The organism is Pseudoalteromonas sp. BSi20311, from assembly GCF_000239875.1.
Taxonomy (GTDB): Bacteria; Pseudomonadota; Gammaproteobacteria; order Enterobacterales; family Alteromonadaceae; genus Pseudoalteromonas.
In genome coordinates, this window is sequence record NZ_BADU01000084.1 from 74,654 (window position 1) to 94,498 (window position 19,845).

At 40.3% G+C, this 19,845-nt stretch carries 19 protein-coding genes; 16 read left to right on the forward strand and 3 right to left on the reverse strand.

Annotation, left to right across the window (positions count from 1 at the left end):
• Window positions 1–11 precede the first annotated feature (11 nt).
• Both P20311_RS10035 and P20311_RS10040 read left to right on the forward strand, forming a co-directional pair.
• Window positions 12–218, forward strand: a complete 207-nt coding sequence (locus P20311_RS10035) for a hypothetical protein (RefSeq protein WP_008112362.1) — start codon at window positions 12–14, stop codon at window positions 216–218.
• Window positions 218–781, forward strand: coding sequence for a transporter substrate-binding domain-containing protein (locus P20311_RS10040; protein ID WP_008112363.1), 564 nt, complete (start codon window positions 218–220; stop codon window positions 779–781). The genes P20311_RS10035 and P20311_RS10040 overlap by 1 nt, the downstream gene beginning before the upstream one ends.
• Here P20311_RS10040 and P20311_RS10045 read toward each other — a convergent pair whose 3' ends face one another.
• A complete protein-coding gene (locus P20311_RS10045) occupies window positions 782–1,591 on the reverse strand; it encodes an acyl-CoA thioesterase II (protein ID WP_008112364.1) in 810 nt (269 codons plus the stop codon).
• A 239-nt stretch (window positions 1,592–1,830) separates the two neighbouring features.
• On the opposite strand from P20311_RS10045, the gene dnaK reads away from it, so the two are divergent.
• The 11 genes from dnaK to P20311_RS10100 all read left to right on the forward strand — a co-directional run bounded on the left by dnaK (window position 1,831) and on the right by P20311_RS10100 (window position 14,513).
• Window positions 1,831–3,747, forward strand: coding sequence for a molecular chaperone DnaK (gene dnaK / locus P20311_RS10050; protein ID WP_008112365.1), 1,917 nt, complete (start codon window positions 1,831–1,833; stop codon window positions 3,745–3,747).
• A 215-nt stretch (window positions 3,748–3,962) separates the two neighbouring features.
• Window positions 3,963–5,102, forward strand: a complete 1,140-nt coding sequence (gene dnaJ, locus P20311_RS10055; RefSeq protein ID WP_036932825.1) for a molecular chaperone DnaJ — start codon at window positions 3,963–3,965, stop codon at window positions 5,100–5,102.
• A gap of 104 nt (window positions 5,103–5,206) precedes the next feature.
• Window positions 5,207–5,668 (forward strand): Cys-tRNA(Pro) deacylase, encoded by a 462-nt coding sequence (gene ybaK, locus P20311_RS10060; RefSeq protein ID WP_008112368.1) that lies wholly within the window; start codon window positions 5,207–5,209, stop codon window positions 5,666–5,668.
• Between the two features lie 182 nt (window positions 5,669–5,850).
• A complete protein-coding gene (locus tag P20311_RS10065) occupies window positions 5,851–6,219 on the forward strand; it encodes a response regulator (RefSeq protein ID WP_008112370.1) in 369 nt (122 codons plus the stop codon).
• Window positions 6,220–6,355: 136 nt separating this feature from the next.
• Complete coding sequence (locus P20311_RS10070; RefSeq protein ID WP_008112372.1) at window positions 6,356–6,607, forward strand: hypothetical protein; 252 nt, start codon at window positions 6,356–6,358, stop codon at window positions 6,605–6,607.
• Between the two features lie 163 nt (window positions 6,608–6,770).
• Window positions 6,771–7,034 carry a hypothetical protein gene (locus P20311_RS10075; RefSeq protein ID WP_008112375.1) on the forward strand — a complete coding sequence of 88 codons (264 nt, stop codon included), beginning with the start codon at window positions 6,771–6,773 and terminating at the stop codon, window positions 7,032–7,034.
• A 170-nt stretch (window positions 7,035–7,204) separates the two neighbouring features.
• On the forward strand, window positions 7,205–8,935 hold the full coding sequence (locus P20311_RS10080; RefSeq protein WP_008112377.1) for an ATP-binding protein: 1,731 nt from the start codon (window positions 7,205–7,207) through the stop codon (window positions 8,933–8,935).
• Window positions 8,928–10,289 (forward strand): sigma-54 dependent transcriptional regulator, encoded by a 1,362-nt coding sequence (locus tag P20311_RS10085; protein WP_008112379.1) that lies wholly within the window; start codon window positions 8,928–8,930, stop codon window positions 10,287–10,289. Before P20311_RS10080 ends, P20311_RS10085 begins: the two co-directional genes overlap by 8 nt.
• Before the next feature lie 173 nt (window positions 10,290–10,462).
• Window positions 10,463–11,419, forward strand: coding sequence for a porin (locus tag P20311_RS10090; RefSeq protein WP_008112381.1), 957 nt, complete (start codon window positions 10,463–10,465; stop codon window positions 11,417–11,419).
• Window positions 11,420–11,430: 11 nt separating this feature from the next.
• Window positions 11,431–12,906, forward strand: a complete 1,476-nt coding sequence (locus P20311_RS10095) for an SLC13 family permease (protein ID WP_008112383.1) — start codon at window positions 11,431–11,433, stop codon at window positions 12,904–12,906.
• A gap of 188 nt (window positions 12,907–13,094) precedes the next feature.
• Complete coding sequence (locus P20311_RS10100) at window positions 13,095–14,513, forward strand: coniferyl aldehyde dehydrogenase (RefSeq protein WP_008112384.1); 1,419 nt, start codon at window positions 13,095–13,097, stop codon at window positions 14,511–14,513.
• A 63-nt stretch (window positions 14,514–14,576) separates the two neighbouring features.
• Here P20311_RS10100 and P20311_RS10105 read toward each other — a convergent pair whose 3' ends face one another.
• On the reverse strand, window positions 14,577–15,302 hold the full coding sequence (locus tag P20311_RS10105) for a tetratricopeptide repeat protein (RefSeq protein WP_008112386.1): 726 nt from the start codon (window positions 15,300–15,302) through the stop codon (window positions 14,577–14,579).
• A 316-nt stretch (window positions 15,303–15,618) separates the two neighbouring features.
• Here P20311_RS10105 and P20311_RS10110 point away from each other — a divergent pair, with 316 nt between their 5' ends.
• Both P20311_RS10110 and P20311_RS10115 read left to right on the forward strand, forming a co-directional pair.
• Complete coding sequence (locus tag P20311_RS10110) at window positions 15,619–16,482, forward strand: DUF6279 family lipoprotein (protein ID WP_008112388.1); 864 nt, start codon at window positions 15,619–15,621, stop codon at window positions 16,480–16,482.
• Window positions 16,483–16,593: 111 nt separating this feature from the next.
• A complete protein-coding gene (locus tag P20311_RS10115; RefSeq protein ID WP_024600916.1) occupies window positions 16,594–17,616 on the forward strand; it encodes a GGDEF domain-containing protein in 1,023 nt (340 codons plus the stop codon).
• Here the strand turns inward: P20311_RS10115 and P20311_RS10120 are convergent.
• Complete coding sequence (locus P20311_RS10120; RefSeq protein ID WP_008112392.1) at window positions 17,613–18,551, reverse strand: LysR family transcriptional regulator; 939 nt, start codon at window positions 18,549–18,551, stop codon at window positions 17,613–17,615. The two genes, P20311_RS10115 and P20311_RS10120, sit on opposite strands and share 4 nt — an antisense overlap.
• Before the next feature lie 118 nt (window positions 18,552–18,669).
• Between P20311_RS10120 and P20311_RS10125 the strand changes: the two genes are divergently transcribed.
• Entirely contained in the window at window positions 18,670–19,839 is a 1,170-nt protein-coding gene (locus P20311_RS10125) for an efflux RND transporter periplasmic adaptor subunit (RefSeq protein ID WP_008112393.1), read from the forward strand.
• Window positions 19,840–19,845 lie beyond the last annotated feature (6 nt).

A 19,845-nucleotide genomic window follows, 5' to 3' on the forward strand; every position in this document is an offset into this window, starting at 1 on the left:
TAGGTGATAGTGTGAAAGTGCTATTTTTATTAGCCTTAGTGTGTTTATGTGGCGATAGCTTGGCATTTGTTAAAGGTATTAAGCAGCAACGAGTTATTATTGCGGCTAACCCTACTGTTGTGCCTTATGTAATAAGTGAAAATGATTCAGGTATTCAGCTCGAGATTGTAAAGGCAGCACTTAACAATCAAGACATAAATGAGGTTGATGTACATTAATGTCAAATCAGCGTGCAGATGCTTTATTGAACCAAGGCCATGTTGATATTGCATTAAATTACTCGGGTATTTTAATTGCTGGCATATATCGAAGCCAATCGGTTGTTAGTTATGAGAATGTGGTGGTGAGTCTTAAAAAGAGTAACTTCACTATTAATAGTATTTACGATCTGGCGACTAAAAGTGTTTTAGCATTTCAAAATGCGCCTGCTTATTTACCCAAAGAATTTGGTCATAACTTGGAAAACTTGAGAGGCTATAAAGAAGTATTCAATCAACAAGCGCAGATACACCATTTAATGGCAGGGTGGGTTGATACGATTATTCTCGATAGGCGTATATTTCTTCACTACTTAAAGGAATATCAAAAAACTAATGCCACTAAAGATTTTGTTATTCATGCTATTTTTCCACCTGCGGCAAGGCCTGCGTATTTTAACAATGATTTGCTGAGACAGCAGTTTGACAAAGGCTTAGCAAATATAATTCAAAGCGGTGAATATCGCACCATAATGCTTAACTTAGATAAGCAATATACCCAGCGCGACTTCACTCGTTTTTAATTAATCAAATAAGGCAACCGTTTGACGGGTGAGTGCAATAAGCTCACCCGATTGCGACCAAATACAGCCATCTTCTAAGCCGTAGCCATCTTTTGAATGATGAGTGATTGCTTCAAAACCCAACCATTCACCTGGCACTAAATTAGGCGCTTGTACAAATTCTAAATACCACGACATGCTACTAGCCGGTGCAGGTTGCTTAAACATTTGTAGTAATGTTGGCGGCCATGCGTCAGTAAGAGCAATAACATGAGCTTCTGTAATTTCTTCAGGCGTGTGTTTAAATCGCATCCAACCACCAAGGTGAGAGGTTTGCGCACTACTAAACGGCATGGCACCTTGCTGTGGGCATAAATCAACATGCTGAAAAAACTCTGGCACTTTCCCAGGTACAAAGCCTAAACAATGGCCTTCGTTTACAGGGTGTAAGGTTAACGACTTTGATACCGGCACATTAATTGATGAGTTACGATTTTTGGCAAAACAGGCCTGCACGATGACACATACCGCATCATCTTGGATCGCTTTGGCGAGCACTTGGGTACTGCTTTTACCTTCACGTAATATTTCTACCGATAATGAAAACGGTTTTTCAGCTAATAATGGCCCTACAAAGTTTGTACTTAAAGAAAGCAGTCTTCTTGATGAATCAACTTTATTGCGCATTGCTTGATAAAGAAGCGCCGCAGAGAGTCCGCCAAAAGCCGTTCTACCTTGGCACCAATTAGCAGGGAACTGCATAGTATTGGTTTCTGGGCCTGTTTTCTGACTTACTTGAGAGGCGAGTTGTAATAATTGTTCAAAGTGCACAAATAATGTCCTTTTGCTGTTGTTTGCTAAATTTATATCACACCCAAACTCATCAGACCAGACAATAAATAAGCTCCCAAATTACAAAAAATGAGCAATCCCTACTCTTTTTAGGGTTATTTAGTAAATAAATTAAAAAAAATGCGTTTTTTTTCATTTTTACAGTTGAATTAAGTTTGTGGCATCCCTATTAACTAGCCATCGAACGTATTAACGAATTTAGAAGTTGGAGAAGATTCATGGGTAGAATTATTGGAATCGATTTAGGTACTACTAACTCTTGTGTTGCAGTACTTGATGGTGATAAAGCACGTGTTATTGAAAATGCGGAAGGCGATCGCACAACCCCGTCTATTATTGCTTACACGCAAGACGGTGAAACGTTAGTAGGTCAACCTGCAAAACGTCAAGCGGTAACTAACCCAACAAACACATTGTTCGCAATTAAGCGTTTAATTGGTCGTCGTTTTGAAGACGAAGAAGTACAACGTGATATCGGCATCATGCCTTTCAAAATTATCAAAGCTGATAATGGCGACGCATGGGTTGAAGCGGGCGGCGAAAAACGCGCTGCACCACAAATCTCTGCTGAAGTACTGAAAAAAATGAAGAAAACAGCTGAAGACTTCTTAGGTGAAGAAGTAACTGAAGCGGTAATCACAGTACCGGCATACTTTAACGATTCACAACGCCAAGCAACCAAAGATGCGGGCCGTATTGCGGGTCTTGAAGTAAAACGTATTATTAATGAGCCAACTGCTGCAGCGCTTGCATACGGTATGGATAAAAACCGTGGCGAAAACGTAGTAGCGGTATACGACTTAGGTGGTGGTACTTTCGATTTATCAATCATTGAAATTGATGAAGTTGAAGGCGAGCACACATTTGAAGTTCTAGCGACTAACGGTGACACTCACTTAGGTGGTGAAGATTTCGATAACCGTGTAATCAACTACTTAGTTGCTGAATTCAAGAAAGATCAAGGTATCGATTTACAAAATGATCCGCTTGCAATGCAACGTGTTAAAGAAGCAGCAGAGAAAGCAAAAATTGAGCTTTCATCAGCACAATCTACAGAAGTTAACCTTCCGTACGTAACCGCTGATGCATCAGGTCCTAAGCACATGAACGTGAAATTAACACGTGCTAAGCTTGAGTCACTGGTTGAAGACTTAGTGACTAAGTCGATTGAACCGCTTAAACGCGCATTAGCTGATGCTGACCTGTCTGTGAACGATATCAACGATATCATTCTAGTGGGTGGTCAAACGCGTATGCCACTTGTTCAAAGAACAGTTGCTGAGTTCTTTGGTAAAGAGCCACGTAAAGACGTTAACCCTGATGAAGCGGTAGCTGTGGGTGCTGCGATTCAAGGTGGTGTACTTGCAGGTGACGTGAAAGACGTACTATTACTAGACGTATCACCATTATCTCTAGGTATTGAGACGATGGGGTCAGTAATGACAGCACTGATTGAGAAAAACACCACGATTCCTACTAAGAAATCGCAAACATTCTCAACAGCAGAAGATAATCAATCTGCAGTAACTATTCATGTGTTACAAGGTGAGCGTAAACGTTCAAGTGATAACAAATCGCTAGGTCAATTTAACCTAGAAGGCATTCGCCCAGCACAACGTGGTACGCCACAAATCGAAGTAACATTCGATGTTGATGCCGATGGTATCTTACATGTATCTGCAAAAGATAAAGATACAGGTAAAGAGCAAAAAATCACTATTCAAGCCTCTTCTGGCTTAAGTGATGAAGAAGTTGAAAAAATGGTTCGTGATGCAGAAGCGCACGCTGAAGACGATAAAAAGTTTGAAGAGTTAGTAGCTGCACGTAACCAAGCTGATGCACTTGTTCACGGTACACGTAAGCAAATTGAAGAAGCGGGTGATGCTCTGCCAAGCGAAGACAAAGACGCGATTGAAGCGGCTGTTGTTGACCTAGAAGCAGCAATTAAGAGTGATAACAAAGCAGAGATTGAAGCGAAAACGCAAGCGCTTGCTGAAAAGTCTCAAAAGCTAATGGAAATCGCTCAAGCTAAAGCACAACAAGCTGGTGGTGACGCTGGTGAACAACAACAGTCAGCTAAACAAGATGACGATGTTGTTGATGCAGAGTTCGAAGAAGTTAAAGACGACAAGTAATTGTTGCTAACGCTTCTCGCTAATTTAAAACACATGACCAAATCAAGTGTTTGAGTTAGGATGAACACATGAGGCGCGTAGGCTAAAGCTTAACGCGCCTTTTGCATGTAAAGAGAAGTGAATAAAACGCTTTAAAAATTCAATGATAAATCGATATGATTTATCGGTTTGTCCAGCAGCTAACGCTGTAAATAGAAAAGAGTAGTGTGATAGATATGTCAAAACGCGATTATTACGAAGTCCTCGGCGTAAGCAAAGATGCGAGTGAGCGAGACATAAAAAAAGCGTATAAACGCTTAGCGATGAAATATCACCCCGATCGTACCGCCGGTGATAAAGACCTTGAAACTAAATTCAAGGAAGTTAAAGAAGCTTACGAAATACTGACTGATGCGCAAAAGCGTCAAATGTATGACCAATACGGCCATGCAGCCTTCGAACAAGGTGGTGGCGGTGGTCACGGTGGCTTTGGCGGCGGCCAAGGTGATTTTGGTGATATTTTTGGTGACGTATTTGGTGATATTTTTGGTGGCGGCGGTGGTCGACGTCAATCACGCCAGCAACGTGGCTCAGATTTACGTTACAACATGGACTTAAGCTTAGAAGAAGCGGTTCGTGGTAAAGACGTTGAGATTAAAGTACCTACTTGGGTTAGTTGTGAACCATGTGATGGCAGTGGTGCAAAAGCGGGCTCTAAACCAAAAACATGTACAACCTGTCATGGTGCAGGCCAAGTACAAATGCGCCAAGGTTTTTTTGCCGTACAGCAAACATGTCCAACGTGTCATGGACAAGGTCAGATCATTTCAGATCCTTGTAATAAATGTCATGGGCAAGGCCGTGTAGAAAAAACTAAAACGCTATCGGTTAAAATCCCGGCAGGCGTAGATACTGGCGATCGTATTCGCTTATCAGGTGAAGGCGAAGCAGGCATGCATGGTGCACCAGCAGGTGACTTGTATGTGCAAGTATCTGTTCGTGAACACAAAATATTTGTTCGTGAAGCTAATAATTTATATTGTGAAGTACCAATAAGCTTTACCACCGCAGGCCTTGGCGGTGAAATTGAAGTGCCAACGCTTGATGGGCGTGCAAAGCTTAAAATACCGTCAGAAACACAAACGGGCAAAATGTTCCGTATGCGTGGCAAAGGTGTTAAGTCAGTACGCAGTGGCGCTCAAGGCGATTTAATTTGTAAGGTTGTGATTGAAACGCCAGTTAATTTAAACGAGCGTCAACGTGACTTACTTAAAGAATTAGATGAAAGTATGGGCAGAGACAGCTCAAAAAACCGCCCTAAAGAGCAAGGCTTTTTTGATGGGGTTAAAAAGTTTTTTGATGACTTAACTAAGTAATTAGTCGGATCAATAGACCCTAATAAAAACGGCGCTTTTTTAGCGCCGTTTTTTTATGTTTAATGTGCTAAATTATTAGGGAAATTTATTTTGGACTTTATCAGATGACCCCCGCTATAGAGCAGCTAAAAAAAAGCGATATTAAGTTTGACATACTCAGTTACGAGCACGATATAAACAATACTAATTACGGCCTTGAAGCGGTTGAAAAGCTTAATCTTAACAGCGCCCAAGTATTTAAAACCCTAGTGCTAGAAACCTCAGAGCAACAGCTTATTGTAGCGGTGACTCCCGTCACTCAGCAGGCTAATTTTAAACAGCTTGCGAAGCTTTGTGCAGTAAAAAAAGTGATGATGGCAGACCCACAAAAAGTGCAGGCGAGTACCGGTTATATTTTGGGAGGAGTAAGCCCCCTTGGCCAAAAAAAACGGCTAAAAACATACATACACTCCAGTGCGTTAGATTTTGAAATAATATATGTTAGTGCCGGAAAACGAGGGTTAGAAGTAACACTAAGTGCAAAAAGCTTAGCACATATAACCCAAGCTTCGTTTGCAGTTTTTTAAACTTTTGTTTAGCTAAAATAAGGGGATACAAGTATCCATCTGATTACTTGCGGCAATAGGTATTGTTAACTAATGTTGTTACTACACATAACACGTTTTTGTTAATACCTTTTAGATTGGCGTGTTGCCTTTACTTTGTTTTAATGAAAATTTGCTCGCAGCTATTTTGGTAAAACATACGCATGAAAATACTTGTTGTTGATGATATGCCGTTAATGCGTCATGTATTAATTAATATGTTAAGGCAGTTAGATTATAAAGATATTGTTGAAGCCACAGATGGGCTTCAAGCATTAAACATACTGCAAAATCAAATGTTTGATTTGGTTATAACAGATCTTCATATGCCTAAAATGGATGGCATTACTTTACTTGATAATATTAGAAAAGATGCCGAGCTGAAAAACCTTCCTGTACTTATGGTGACCTGTGAAGATAGTTCTTCGACTGTCAAAAAAGCGATTAATGCTAAAGTGTCAGGGTTTATCGTAAAGCCTTTTAATATGAATGTGTTATCAGCTCAATTAACCCGTTTATCGATAAAAGCCTAAAGCTAATCGTTTATAAAGTAGAGTTATCTACCGACTGTTTAAAAAATGTATTAGCGCAACAGCCATTCATTATTTTCTACCACTGATGTGATAGCATTATGCTATTAACTAATCGTAAAGTAATTATTGAGGAAGTATGGCTAAGCCCAATAAAAAAGGGCCTACAAAAACGGTCGATATATTTTGTTCTGCGTGTAAGGCACCGTTATTCAAATACCGTAAAGGTGGCAAAGGTGCTTTAGTAAAATGTTTTATAGAAAGAATAACCCAAGATCACACCCATACTGAATGCGTATGCCCAGGCTGTGAACGACCTTTTGCCCGCACCACAATCATAAGAGGGACCCCCGCCTATAAAATGATTGGTGGTAAAGTTACTTTTAAATAAACGTTTTGTTTATAGTCTAAAGTAGTGAGGGGCGGACATAAGCCCTTGTTTGCTTTTATTTCACTGGTAAACTTCGCTGGTTTTGCTGTTTCAATGATTGAAAAAAACCCTCCCCATGGATTGGGCCAGTCAGTTGGGTTTTAAAATGGAAAAGGATAGACGTGTGATCGCACTTTTATTTGATATTGTTGGTATGAGTGGTACTTTTTTAGTGGTTGGTTCATTTTTTTTGCTGCAACTAAATAAAGTTTCACCTAAAAGTTTAACGTATAACTTAATGAATTTAAGTGGCGCTATTTTGTTACTTATTAGCCTTTGTTATAACTTTAACTTAGCAAGCTTTGTGATTGAAATATTTTGGATTGCAGCCTCATTAATTGGCTTATACAAATATTTTAAAGACAAACCTGTCGTTGCAAAAGCGTAAATTAAGCTAAAACAGCACACCTTAAAAGGTGATTAAACCGTGGAATGTAATATTTCACGGTTTTTTAGTTTCAGTACAATTGTTAACAAAAAGTTTCTTCTGCAAAGGGGGATAACTCGTTACAATATTGGCTATTACTTATTATTGGCACCTTGGTGTCATAGGCGTTTATGTTCTCCATCCCCAAAAAAATTATTTTTGCCTGTATATTGTTAGTACTATTATTGGTGGTCACCTTTTCGTTTGGTCGTGCTTATGATTTAGGGCAAGCTAAAATTCAAGCTGTTCAACAAGTTATCCAATTAAATAATTATATCGATAACGAACTCGCTCGATTTGCGGCTATCCCTCAGCTGCTAACTGAAAATAACGTATTGATTCGTTTTACTAATAATGAATCACAACACTTTAATGCAATTAACAATTACGTTGCTGATATTCAACAAGCCAGTGGTGCCTCAGATGTATACATACTAGATACTCATGGCGATGTTATTGCCAGTAGTAACTGGCAAACCGACTATACATTTTTAGGTAGTAACTTTGCATTTAGACCTTATTTTAAACAAGCGTTTGCCGGTGAAAAGGTCGCATACTTTGCACTTGGTCAGCGCTCAAAAGAGCGCGGGATTTATTTTTCCCAAGCTATTTACCTAAATGGAAAAGCCATTGGCGTGGTGGCGCTTAAAATTAATGTCGCTAAATTTGAAAACGATCGTTCGCTTTTAAATACCTCAAAAGGAAGCCATTTTTATTTGCAACTTGCCGATAATATTATTGCCATGTCAGATGAACCCGCATGGCGTTTAAATAGTTTTACAGAGCTTGATATTACCGCGCGTCGTGATATTAAACAGCGCCGTGCTTACTTAGATCATCAACCGCTACAAATTAAACAACAGCGCTACAAAAGCCAAGGCATTGAGCAATTTAAAATTGCTAAAGATGAATACGTTTCCGCCTCAAGACCCTTAACTCATCTGAATGCAACCATGACAGTGCTTGTTGATATTTCAAACATTAACGCCTTACAGGTGCCTAGATTACTATGGCTAGTGTTATTTTATTGGGTGTTTATTTTTGTTGGATATAGCTTATTGACACGCTTTGCCGGGTATAAAAAATTACTGTATTCGCGTCACAGTTTAGAGCTCGAAGTACTAGAGCGTACTCAAGCACTCGAAAAAGCCCAAACCGCACTAGTACAGTCGGCAAAATTAGCCACTATTGGGCAATTGAGTGCGGGCATTAATCACGAAATTAACCAACCGCTCAGCGCAATGAACACCTATTTAGCCAGTGCTAAAATTTTCCTAAAAAAGGGAAAGCTCAACGCATTAAGTGAAAACTTAATCATTATCGAGAATTTGGTAGAGCGGGTGCATAAAATAGTGGCGCAGCTTAAACACTTTAGTAAACCGGCGGCCATGCAACTGCGACCCCATCCACTGTCGGCGTTATTAAACAATGCGTTGATGATCACCCACCCGCAACTTAAGCAAGATGATGTAAACGTTAGTGCACCGCAGTTTTCGCAAGAGATCACCGTGTGGGTCGATGCGTTAAAGTTTGAACAAGTATTGGTTAATGTGATCACCAATGCATCACAGGCAATGAAAGGTGAGCCAGTTAGAGAGCTCAGTTTTGATGTTGAATGCTTTGAGGAGCGCGTTAAGCTTTCTATATTAGATAGTGGCCCTGGTATTGAGCATCATGTGCTGGGCTCTATTTTTGAACCCTTTTACAGTACCAAGTCAAGTAATGGCTTAGGGCTGGGCTTATCAATATCAAAGCAAATTATTGATTCATTTAATGGTTACTTAACGGCACACAATCGCCCTGAAGGCGGTGCGCAATTTATTATTAGTTTATTAAGCATAGAGGCCCCAAAAAATGATTGAAGCCGTTGTTTGTAAGCAAGTGGTTATTATTGATGATGAAGCGATGATCCGCGATTCGTTAAATCAGCTATTAACGCTCGAGGGGTATGAGGTACAGTGTTTTAGTGATGCAAGTGTTGCCTTAAGTCGCTTAAATCGTAGTTTTTGTGGCATTGTACTTAGTGACATAAACATGCCCACTATGGATGGTTTAACCTTTATTGAGCAGGTAAAAGCATTCGACAGTGAACTTCCGGTAATATTTTTAACCGGTTATGCCGATGTTTCTGTTGCGGTAAAAGCGATGCAATTGGGCGCGTATGATTTATTTGAAAAACCACTGAACGAAAATTTATTAGATTGTATTGCCAGAGCCTCAGATAAACGTGCCTTAGTAATGGAAAACAGAGCGCTGAAGCGCGCGGTTGAGAAAACGTCGGCGCCCGGTGTGCGTATTTTAGGTGAGACCCTTAAAATGCAGCATATGATGAACCTACTCAACACGGTGATTGATACTCCGGCTGATGTGCTGATTGAAGGTGAAACTGGCACAGGTAAAGAATTGGTTGCCCGTTATTTACACGATCATAGTAACCGTTCAAGCTGTCAGTTTGTGGCTATTAACTGTGGCGCAGTCCCAGAGCAATTAATAGAAAGCGAACTGTTTGGGGCTATCAGCGGAGCCTTTACTGGCGCAACACACGATCGCAAAGGTAAATTTGAGTTTGCACAAGGCGGCACCGTTTTTTTAGATGAAATTGAAAGCACTCCTTTATCGCTTCAAGTTAAATTACTACGGGTACTCGAGGAGCGAAAAGTAACCCCCGTTGGTGCTAATAAAGCGATAGAGCTTGATATTCGTATTGTCGCAGCCACCAAAGTCGATTTACTTTCGCTGGTAGAAAAAGGTGAGTTTAGAGCCGACTTATATTACCGATTGAGTTTAGTAAAAGTCAGTATTCCTGCATTAAGAGACAGAAAAGCAGATATTCCACTGTTATTTAAGCATTTTAGTTCTATTGCTGCGACCCGCTTTCATAAACCGTTAGGGGCGCTCAATATAGAACTACAACAACGTTTACTAGCGCACGATTGGCCTGGCAATGTGCGGGAATTGAGAAATCAAGCCGAGCGCGCGGTATTGCTAGGCCCCGATCTGGCATTTGCACAAAGTGACTCAAGCAACAGCACGCTATCATTAGATTTGAGCCTAGCCGAAAAGGTCAGCTTTTATGAGCAGTCTTTAATTGAAGAAGCCTTAGAGCTTAACCATGGCAGCATTAAAGACACCATGACAACCTTACAAATTGCGCGTAAAACCCTCTACGATAAAATGAGTAAATATAACCTTAATCGAGATATGTTCACCGATTAATGGGTGGAAATGGTGATATTGAGTGTTTTTTATGTGTGGAAACCCGCACATTTCAGTGTTTGTTTTTAAACCTTTATTTTTTAAATTACTGAAAATATTTATTATTTTTAGTTGGTCATGTTCTTGCTTTGTAGGTGCAGACAACAAGTAGCATCACATAATTAGGATACATAATGAAAAATAATCTATTCCAAGGTTCAGTACTTGCTGCGTTATGCAGTGTTGCCACGTTACCTGTAACAGCGTTTGCTGCAGATTACACAGTGTATGGTAAAGCCGAAGTACAAATTGCCAACACCGATACTGGCATTATGCGTTACGCAGATGAAGGCACACAAATAGATGCCCCTTTTTCGCGTATTGGTATTAAAGGGGACCATAAATTAAATGAGTATTTTACTGCCGTATTTAAATACGAAGTTCAAGTAAAAGGTTTTGAACACGACGACACCAATGAGCCTTTTGCAGCACGCAATACTTACCTTGGTCTAAAAGGTGCTTTTGGTGAAGTGGTGGTTGGGCGAAACGACACGCGCTTTAAATATTCAGAAGGTAAGCTTGATAACTTTAACGAAACCCAAGCAGATATTTCACAAGTTATTGCCGGACAAGACCGATTAGGCGACACCATTACTTATACCTCTAAATACTGGCACAATGCACAGTTTTCATTTACCTATGCGCCAAAAGATGACAACAAAGATAACGAAGCAGGATTTGCTGCTACGCTAATTTACGGCGACCGTAATTTAAATAAAACACCTTACTCTATTTCAATCAGCCACGTTGACTCACTTAATAACATTAAAGCAAGCCGTATTGCGGGTGTGTATAAGTTTGAAAAATTACAATTAGGGGCATTGTACCAGCATTCAGAATCGATTGACGGCGCTAAGTCTGGCAACGGTTATGTACTAAGCGCAAGCTATAAGTTAGACAAATGGGTACCTAAAGTACAATTTGCAAAAGATGATTCAAAACTACGTCAAACCTCAGACGCTTCACAGTGGACTACTGGTGTAGACTACATTTTTGATAAGCAAACTACCGCTTACCTTTTGTACACTGACCTCGACCTAGAAGAAAATGCTGATAACAGTGTTGCGCTTGGTCTTAAATATAAATTTTAAGGGCTGAACAAATGACAAAACGTATTTTAGAAAATAACGCGAATAAAAAGCCATTTATGCAATGGCTGTTATTGTTACTTGGCCCATGTGTCATGCTACTTACTTGCTTAGTTGAGCCGCCAGTAGGTATGTCGGCGGCAGCATTTAAAACCGCAGGCTTAGCATTTTGGATGGCCTCGTGGTGGGTGAGTGAGGTAGTGCCTATTCCTGCTACTGCGTTACTCCCTTTAGTGATTTCGCCGATTGTTGATATAGCCGCGATAAAAAGTGTTGCAGCGCCTTATGCGCATCCGCTGATCTTTTTATTTTTAGGTGGCTTTTTAATCTCAATAGCGATGGAGCGTTGGGGATTGCACAAGCGTATTGCATTAAGAACTATGCTTTATGCAGGTAAAAAACCAAGCTTACAGATTTTAGCGATGATGTTAGTGACTGCATTTTTATCAATGTGGATGTCTAATACCGCTACAGCAGTAATGATGCTACCTATCGCTTTATCTATTACCCATTTAGTTAAAAGCTCAGATCCTAGTAATGAAGGTTTTGGTAAAGCCCTTTTACTGTCGATTGCTTATGGCGCGAGTATTGGCGGTATTGCTACTTTAATCGGTACTCCACCAAATGCATTAATGGCGGCGTACCTATCAGACAGTTATCAGATTGAAATTGGCTTTGCCGAGTGGATGATTGTTGGTGTGCCTTTAGCGCTCGGTATGTTGCTGATCAGCTGGATTTGGTTAACTAAATTCACTTATAAGGTCGATGCGAATGTACAAGCGAACAAGCGTATTGATACCAAAGCGGTATTCTCTTCACAATTAAAAGACTTAGGCCTAATGCAACGTGCTGAAAAGGGCGTGTTGTTTGTATTTGTGCTTGCCGCTATTTGTTGGATGTTTAGACCTTTATTAGGCGATGTTACCGGGCTTAAAATTTCAGATACCGGTATTGCTATTGCCGCTGCATTATTACTGTTTGTACTTCCTGCAAATAAAGGCAGTGATGCGCGTATTTTAGATTGGGAAAGTGCCGCTAAAGTGCCGTGGGGTGTGTTGCTTTTATTTGGGGGGGGCTTGACGCTAGCCTCGCAAATTAAATCATCTGGATTAGCTGTCTACATTGCCAAAATGATTGAGGGGGCCAGTGCAATTCCTTTAGTTATGAGCATTCTTGTGGTGGTGGCACTTATTACTTTCTTAACGGAAATTACCAGTAATACGGCAACAGCCGCAGGCTTTTTACCATTGCTGGGGCCTGTTGCTGAGTCAATAACTGGCAGTCCGTTAGTGTGGGTTATTCCAGCTGCGATTGCGTGTAGTTGTGCGTTTATGATGCCAGTAGCCACACCACCCAATGCGATTGTGTTTGGCTCGGGTGAAATTAAAATGAAAGACATGATCCGTGCTGGCTTTGTGTTAAATATTGTCGCTATTGTTTTAATTACCTTAGTAACAATGACCATAGCAGCTCAGGTTTTTGGTTTTTAAAAACCCACTTTAATCAACTAACAAAACAGATAACCGATGCACACAAAAGCAGTGCATCGGTATGAGTTCCAACCAACCTTATGAGTGTTTTTGCAACGCTTTTCATTATGTTGCAAAATCACTCTTTATTGCTCGTGTAACAGATCAAGGTTATAGTCTTGAAAACGTTATAAATCGAGTAGCCTATTTTGACCACTGATACATTATCTACAGGGACTTTGCGTTCACAATTTAATGAACTAAAGCATGCTTTTGAAGACACCCCTTACTTACCCATTGAGCAACGCCTTGCTTTACTTAAGCAAGTACGCGCTAACATTGTAACGTTAGAGCAAGACTTAATTGCTGCAGTATCTAAAGATTTTGGTTACCGAACGGCCTTTGATACCTTAGTAGGTGATATTTTGCCCACCATGCAGGGGCTTGCGCATATTATTAAAAAGCTACCTCGCTGGTCTAAGCCTAGTCATCGCAGCGCGGGGTTAAGCTTATGGCCCTCAAAAGTAAGTGTCACCTATCAGCCTATTGGTGTGGTGGGTGTGATTGCACCATGGAACTATCCTATTCAACTAGCATTGGTACCTGTTATTACTGCGATTGCAGCGGGTAACAGGGTGATGTTAAAGCTCAGTGAATTTACGCCTAACACCAATGCCGTTATTGAAAAAATATTTGCAGGTGAATTAAGGCAACACTGCACCATTATTCAAGGTGGTAGCGACGTGGCAAGTGAGTTTTCATCATTGCCGTTTGCGCATTTACTGTTTACAGGCTCGACGGCTGTTGGCAAGTTAGTTATGGCCGCGGCCAGTAAAAATTTAACACCAGTCACTTTAGAACTAGGCGGAAAATCGCCCGTTATTGTGTTAGAAAAAGCCGATGTAAATAAAGCCGCGCGTGCTCTATTATTTGGCAAAATGGCCAATGCAGGGCAAATATGTGTGGCTCCTGACTACGTATTTGTTCCTGAAGCATTAGAGCATCAATTCATTAAAGCGCTTTGTACCCTTTATAAAAAACACTTTAAGCAAGGTGTAGAAGGCAAAAACCTGACCTCGATTATAAGCCCTGCACATTATCAACGTTTGTTAGGTTATTTAGAGCAAGCACAAGAGCAAGGCGCTAAAATTACTAAACCGCTTGAACAAAACCAGCAAGATGGCGAAAAGCATCGTATGGGTCTGCATATTGTGACGCATGTCACCGACGAGATGCAATTAATGCAAGAAGAGCTATTTGGTCCCATTTTACCCATTATGAGTTACGACAAATTAGAGGACGTGCTTAATTATATTCGATTACGCGACCACCCATTAGCCCTTTACATTTTAGGTCAAGATAAACAGGCTCAACAGTACATTATTAAGCAAACACTCAGCGGAACAGTTGCGGTAAACGACACATTAATACAAGTAGCTGCCGATGATGTACCGTTTGGTGGCGTGGGGCATTCGGGGATGGGGCATTATCACGGCAAAGAAGGTTTTCTCACCTTTAGCCATGCAAAAAATACCTTAGTCTCTGGCTCGGTTAACCCGCGCATTGGTTTATTACTTAAACAAAATAAATTACTGATCAAAGTGCTAAAGTGGCTTTATGTAAAATAGCCTGCAACGCTTAAAACAAAAAAGCTGAATGAATCACTTCATTCAGCTTTTATAATAGCTAACTTAAAACAGGCGTCCTTCGCCAGCATAAGTACCCGCTAAAATTTTGGTATAAATTGCATCGGCTTTTTCTTTGGCCTCAGCTACCTCTTTAGGAAGCATAGTACGTTCATCAAGTTTACGGCTGTGACTGGCTTGCATGTTGCCGTTATACTCGGCAATGGTATTCCACACATACGACATTTCAAGATTTTTTGGCATTCCTAAGCCTTCAAAATACATCAGTGCTAAATTAAACTGCGCCAATGTGTAATTATTAGCAGCGGCTTTTTCATACCATGTTCTGGCGGCTTTATAATCTTGGCTAACACCATCGCCATTTGCGTACATTACACCTAAGTTATACTGTGCTGCGGGAAGGTTCTTATTTGCTGCTTTTTCAAATAAGGTTATGGCCATTTGTTTGTCTAATTTAACGCCATTGCCTTCGTCATATAAAACCGCAAGTGCAAACATTGAATCTACATGGTTCTTTTTAACGGCTTGTTGGTACAGCTCAGCTGCTTTGTAATAATCACGGGTAACGCCATGGCCACCTTCGTATAGCTTACCTAATTCGTAAATCCCCGGTGCATAGCCTTTGTCAGCTAAATAATTAAACTCTTTAAGTGCTTCTTCAAATTCACCCGCATTAGCAGCTCTGATCCCTTCTTCTAGTCCAGCATAGGCAAGAGGGGTAGCGAGCATAATACCGGCCAGTAGCAGTGCTTTAAAATTAGACTGTGACATAAGCATGTCTCCAAATTAGTTGTCGTTCTATGTAAGCGCCATAAAAGTAAAACTTACCTAGTGAATCTATTAGGGATAGGTAAAAAATTATGAGCTAAATTAATAACGCCAACGTTTATAACCTAGGTATACAAACGTATTAACAAGTAGCTTTAACTATAGCTCAAAAATTCTAAACTTAAGCATATAGTCATGATATAAATTGCGTTAGCTTGCGATTCTATAGAAAAATGAAAAAAATAAAAGCGAGCAATAGCTTACATAATTACTTATGATGATTTTTGGCAACCAAAGCATCATAAAACGGGGTCTGTTAATGTTAAATAATTTAAAAAATATAAAACTAAGCAAAATTATTTTTATAACCAGTTTATTGTTTATTGCCAGTTGTTCTACCTCCTTTGCTTATAACAACCTTGGTTGGCTGTCTTCGTTTTGGATAGACGATTATGTCGACTTAAACAAAAGCCAATCAACGCAGTTAAAAGTGATTATTAATAACACCCGAGATTGGCACCGAGAGGTTGAGTTACCAAAATATAAAGCCGATTTACTCGACTTAAGGCAGTTGCTCGATAAACAAGCCGATACAGCGCAGTTAATGGCAAAAATAACGCAGGTAAAGCAGCATTGGCGCAATTTACTTTTGTACGCGAGTGATCCCTTAATCGAGCTGGCAAAAACGTTAACTCCATCACAACGCAGTGAAATGATAGAAAACATTCGCGATCAAATTAATGACGAAATAAAAGAGCACGCTTCATTAACCAAAGAGGAGCATCAGCAGTCTCGTTTAGACAGGCAACTAGACTATTACGAACAATGGCTTGGTAAGCTCACCTCAGAGCAGCGAACGCTAGTGTCACAAGCCAACAGTGAATATATCAGTACCAGAAATTTATGGTATGACTATAAACTAACTCGGTTAGGTGCACTTGAAGCGCTTTTTAATCAGCAAACCCTTGATGATGCCCAATTTGCGCAGCAGTTACGCACTATCATTACAGAAAGAGAGCTGTTTATGAGTGCTGAACTCATTGAGAGAAATGAGGAAAATTTAAGGGCATACGCACAGTTGCTGGTTAAATTAAATCAAACCTTAAGCCCTAAACAAGTCGCACATGTTGATGAGGAATTTGCTGACTTGGTTGGCACAGTTAATGAACTGCTTACAGAATAGCTGCATTTAACCAATCCTTTTTGCTTATTTTAAAGGGGGTTGTTAAGCATAAAATTGTGATTATTGCATTTCAGGGTTAATATAAACGATTAGTTTTGATTTAAGTTTTTTATGGATATAGCCGCTCTTAACAGTACAAAAATATTACGTAAGCATGTCTTAAAATGGATGTGTTTATTTTTTGGTTTGCTGTCATTTATTTTTGCTGTGTTTAACCTATCAAAAAATCATTTTTATATTGTAGGCGGCTTAGAGGTGTGTTTTTCCGCACTTTGTTTTTATATTTTTATACAATTGGTTAAAAACAAGCAACGAAACTGGTATGCCATAACGGTTTGTATGACTGTAACGCTCGTTATACTATGTGGAACCTTTTTGGCACCACTTAAAAATGGTTTGTTTTTGTGGGCGTTTTCTTTACCCATTTTGTATTATCTACTTCTTGGTCGAAAATACGGTATTGTGTTATCGGCCACACTTTTGGTTATGCAATCATCAGTGTTGCTTTATAAATTACCAAGCCCTTATTTTTCCTCTTTTAACCTAGCGATCAACTTACTGTTTATTTATATTATTATATGGGTCATTTCTCATGTTTTTGAAGGAAATAGGGCCGAATTTTCGAAGCGACTTAAAAACTTGGCTTTACTTGATCCTCTCACGGGAGCAGGAAACCGTTTATCTATGAGTCATTATTTTGAAGTGGAGATAAAAGACAAGTCACAGCTGTACTTGTTTTTAATTGATCTTGACCACTTTAAACAAATAAATGATGAATATGGCCATGATGTAGGAGATAAAGTGCTGGTTGAGTTGGCAACTCTATTTAGGATTACTTTTGCAAAAGGGTATGTGTTTAGGGTAGGGGGTGAAGAATTTTCTTTAATGGGCAATTTTGATAGTGCACAATCCGCGCTGGCAATGGCTGAAAATCTTAGACAAGCCGTTGCAACTAAATATATTGAGGCCAATGGTATAACCATAAATTTAACAGCCAGTGTTGGTGTAGTTAAGTACCAACAACAAAATTTGGCTGAATTAATAGCGCAAGCAGATAAGCAGCTTTATAAGGCAAAAGATGCGGGGCGCAATGCGGTTTTTTCTGATATTAACCTCTGTGCAGATGCGGCTTAATACATTTGATCAAAATTAGGAATACTGTTTTCCCAAATCGGTCTTTCTTTGCCAATGTATTCACGCACGGCATCAAAAAACAATCGTGTTCTTACCGGTAAATCTCGGTGTGGGTATACAGCATACATTGCACTGTGTTCCATTAATTTTACATCGGTAAGTAAGGGCACCAGTTGCCCATCAATCACTTCTTTATCTAAAATAAATGCCGGCGCTAAAAAGTAGGTGGTGCCAGAGAGGGTTTTCATCAGTAATACTTCTGCATCGTTTGCTCTAAACACACTTTTTATTTTTTGCTCGCAGTGCTCGCCAGTGTGGTTATAGTAATTTATGCCTTCTACCCGCAGTGAGTTGCTGGCATAACTGGCTGCTGGCAATTGTGCCAAATCAGTGATTGTTGTTGGCATACCGTATGTTTCTATAAACGCTGGCGCGGCTAATAGTAACAGACGATTACGGGCAATTTTACGAGCAATTAATGATGAGTCTTTGGGTTCACCCACTCTAAACGCTAAATCAAATCCTTCAGATACAATATCAACCAGTCGGTCATCTAAACGAAGTTCTACTTCCACTTGCGGAAAGCGTTTTTGGAAATCGTTGATCACTGGCTGTAAGTAGCGTCGACCTATTAAAGTAGATGCGGTCACTTTCAATACGCCGCGTGGCTCTTGGTGGTAGTTTTCTGCCATGCGCACCGTTTCGCCAAGCAGGCTTCGCAGCTCACCCGCTTTTTTTATCATTTCAGCGCCCGCTGCTGTAAGAGAGAATGAGCGGGTTGTTCTGTTTAATAGTCTTACCCCAAGTTCATCCTCTAACCGACTAATTTGCTTAGAGATCACTGAGCGGTCAATATTTCGTATTTCGGCTGCTTTTGCAAATGAGCCTTGCTCTACCACTTCAAGCAGCATTAATAGTCGACTGGTTGTATCCATTATTTCATCACTTAGTGAGTATTGATGCCATTTTGGCACTAATGAATTTAAAGATCTATTGTTTTTGTCATCAAGTATGTTCCGTATTATGCAATGCTAAATTAAAAGGAGCGTCGTTATGAACAAACACTTAATTGCTACAGCACTATCTGTTGCATTAATCACACTGGCCGGTTGTGCCGATGAAAGTACAGCGCAATCAGCCCCCGCACAGCAACAACAAGCTATTGATGTAGCCGAAGTCTTGGTTAAGCCAGTTCAAAGTTGGCATACCTATACAACACGCTTAGAGTCACCGCAGAAAGTGGCATTAATGCCGCGTGTATCCGGCATTATTGAGCAAATTGAATTTAAAGAAGGGGATAGCGTTAAACAAGGCGATGTATTATTTCGTTTAGACGATCGCTCATTCGCTGCAACCGTTGACAGTTTAAGCGCTCAGGTAAAAAGTGCTCAAGCAGCACTTGAACAAGCAAAAAGCGAAGCATCGCGTGCGGTACGCTTAACTGAGCGAAAAGCCATTTCGACTGAGCAAGCACAAGCGCGTACATCGACTCTGCGTCAGCGTGAAGCACAACTTGCTGCACTGCAAGCGCAGCTTAAAGCTGCAAAGCTCGATTTAGAGTTTACGTCAGTGGTTTCTCCTATTGATGGCGTGATTTCTCGCGCAAATATTACCAAAGGTAACAACGTACTTGCAGGGCAAAGCGTGCTTACTTCAATTGTTTCTAATGACAAAATGTACGCTTACTTTGATGTAGATGAACGTACTTGGAATAGCGCATTTGACGAAGTAACAGCTGCAAGCAAACAGCCTGTTGTAATGCAAAAAGTAGGGCAAGACGATTTTAACTATAGCGGCCATATTAACTTTATAGATAATCAAATTAACGCATCTACAGGCACTTTACGCGTTCGTGCGGTATTTGATGATCGTAGTAACGAGCTGCGTTCGGGCTCATTTGCACGCATTAAATTGGCAGCTAATGCAATACGCGAAACTGTCATTATTCCAGACAGAGCCATAGGCACAGATTTAAAAAATCGCTTTGTGTTAACGGTAGGCGAAAACAATGTGCTGCAGTATAAGCTTGTAACGGTAGGTGAGCGCTATGGATCGTTGCGAGCCATCACATCAGGACTTGAGCAAGGCGATGTTATTGCTGTAAATGGCCCAGCTCGTGTAGGACCCGGTATGCCAATATCACCAAATAAAGTGGCAATTAATACCCAAGGCGTTGCATTTACGCTAAGTGCTAACCCTGCCGATTTAGTTGCTAAGCAATAAGGTTGT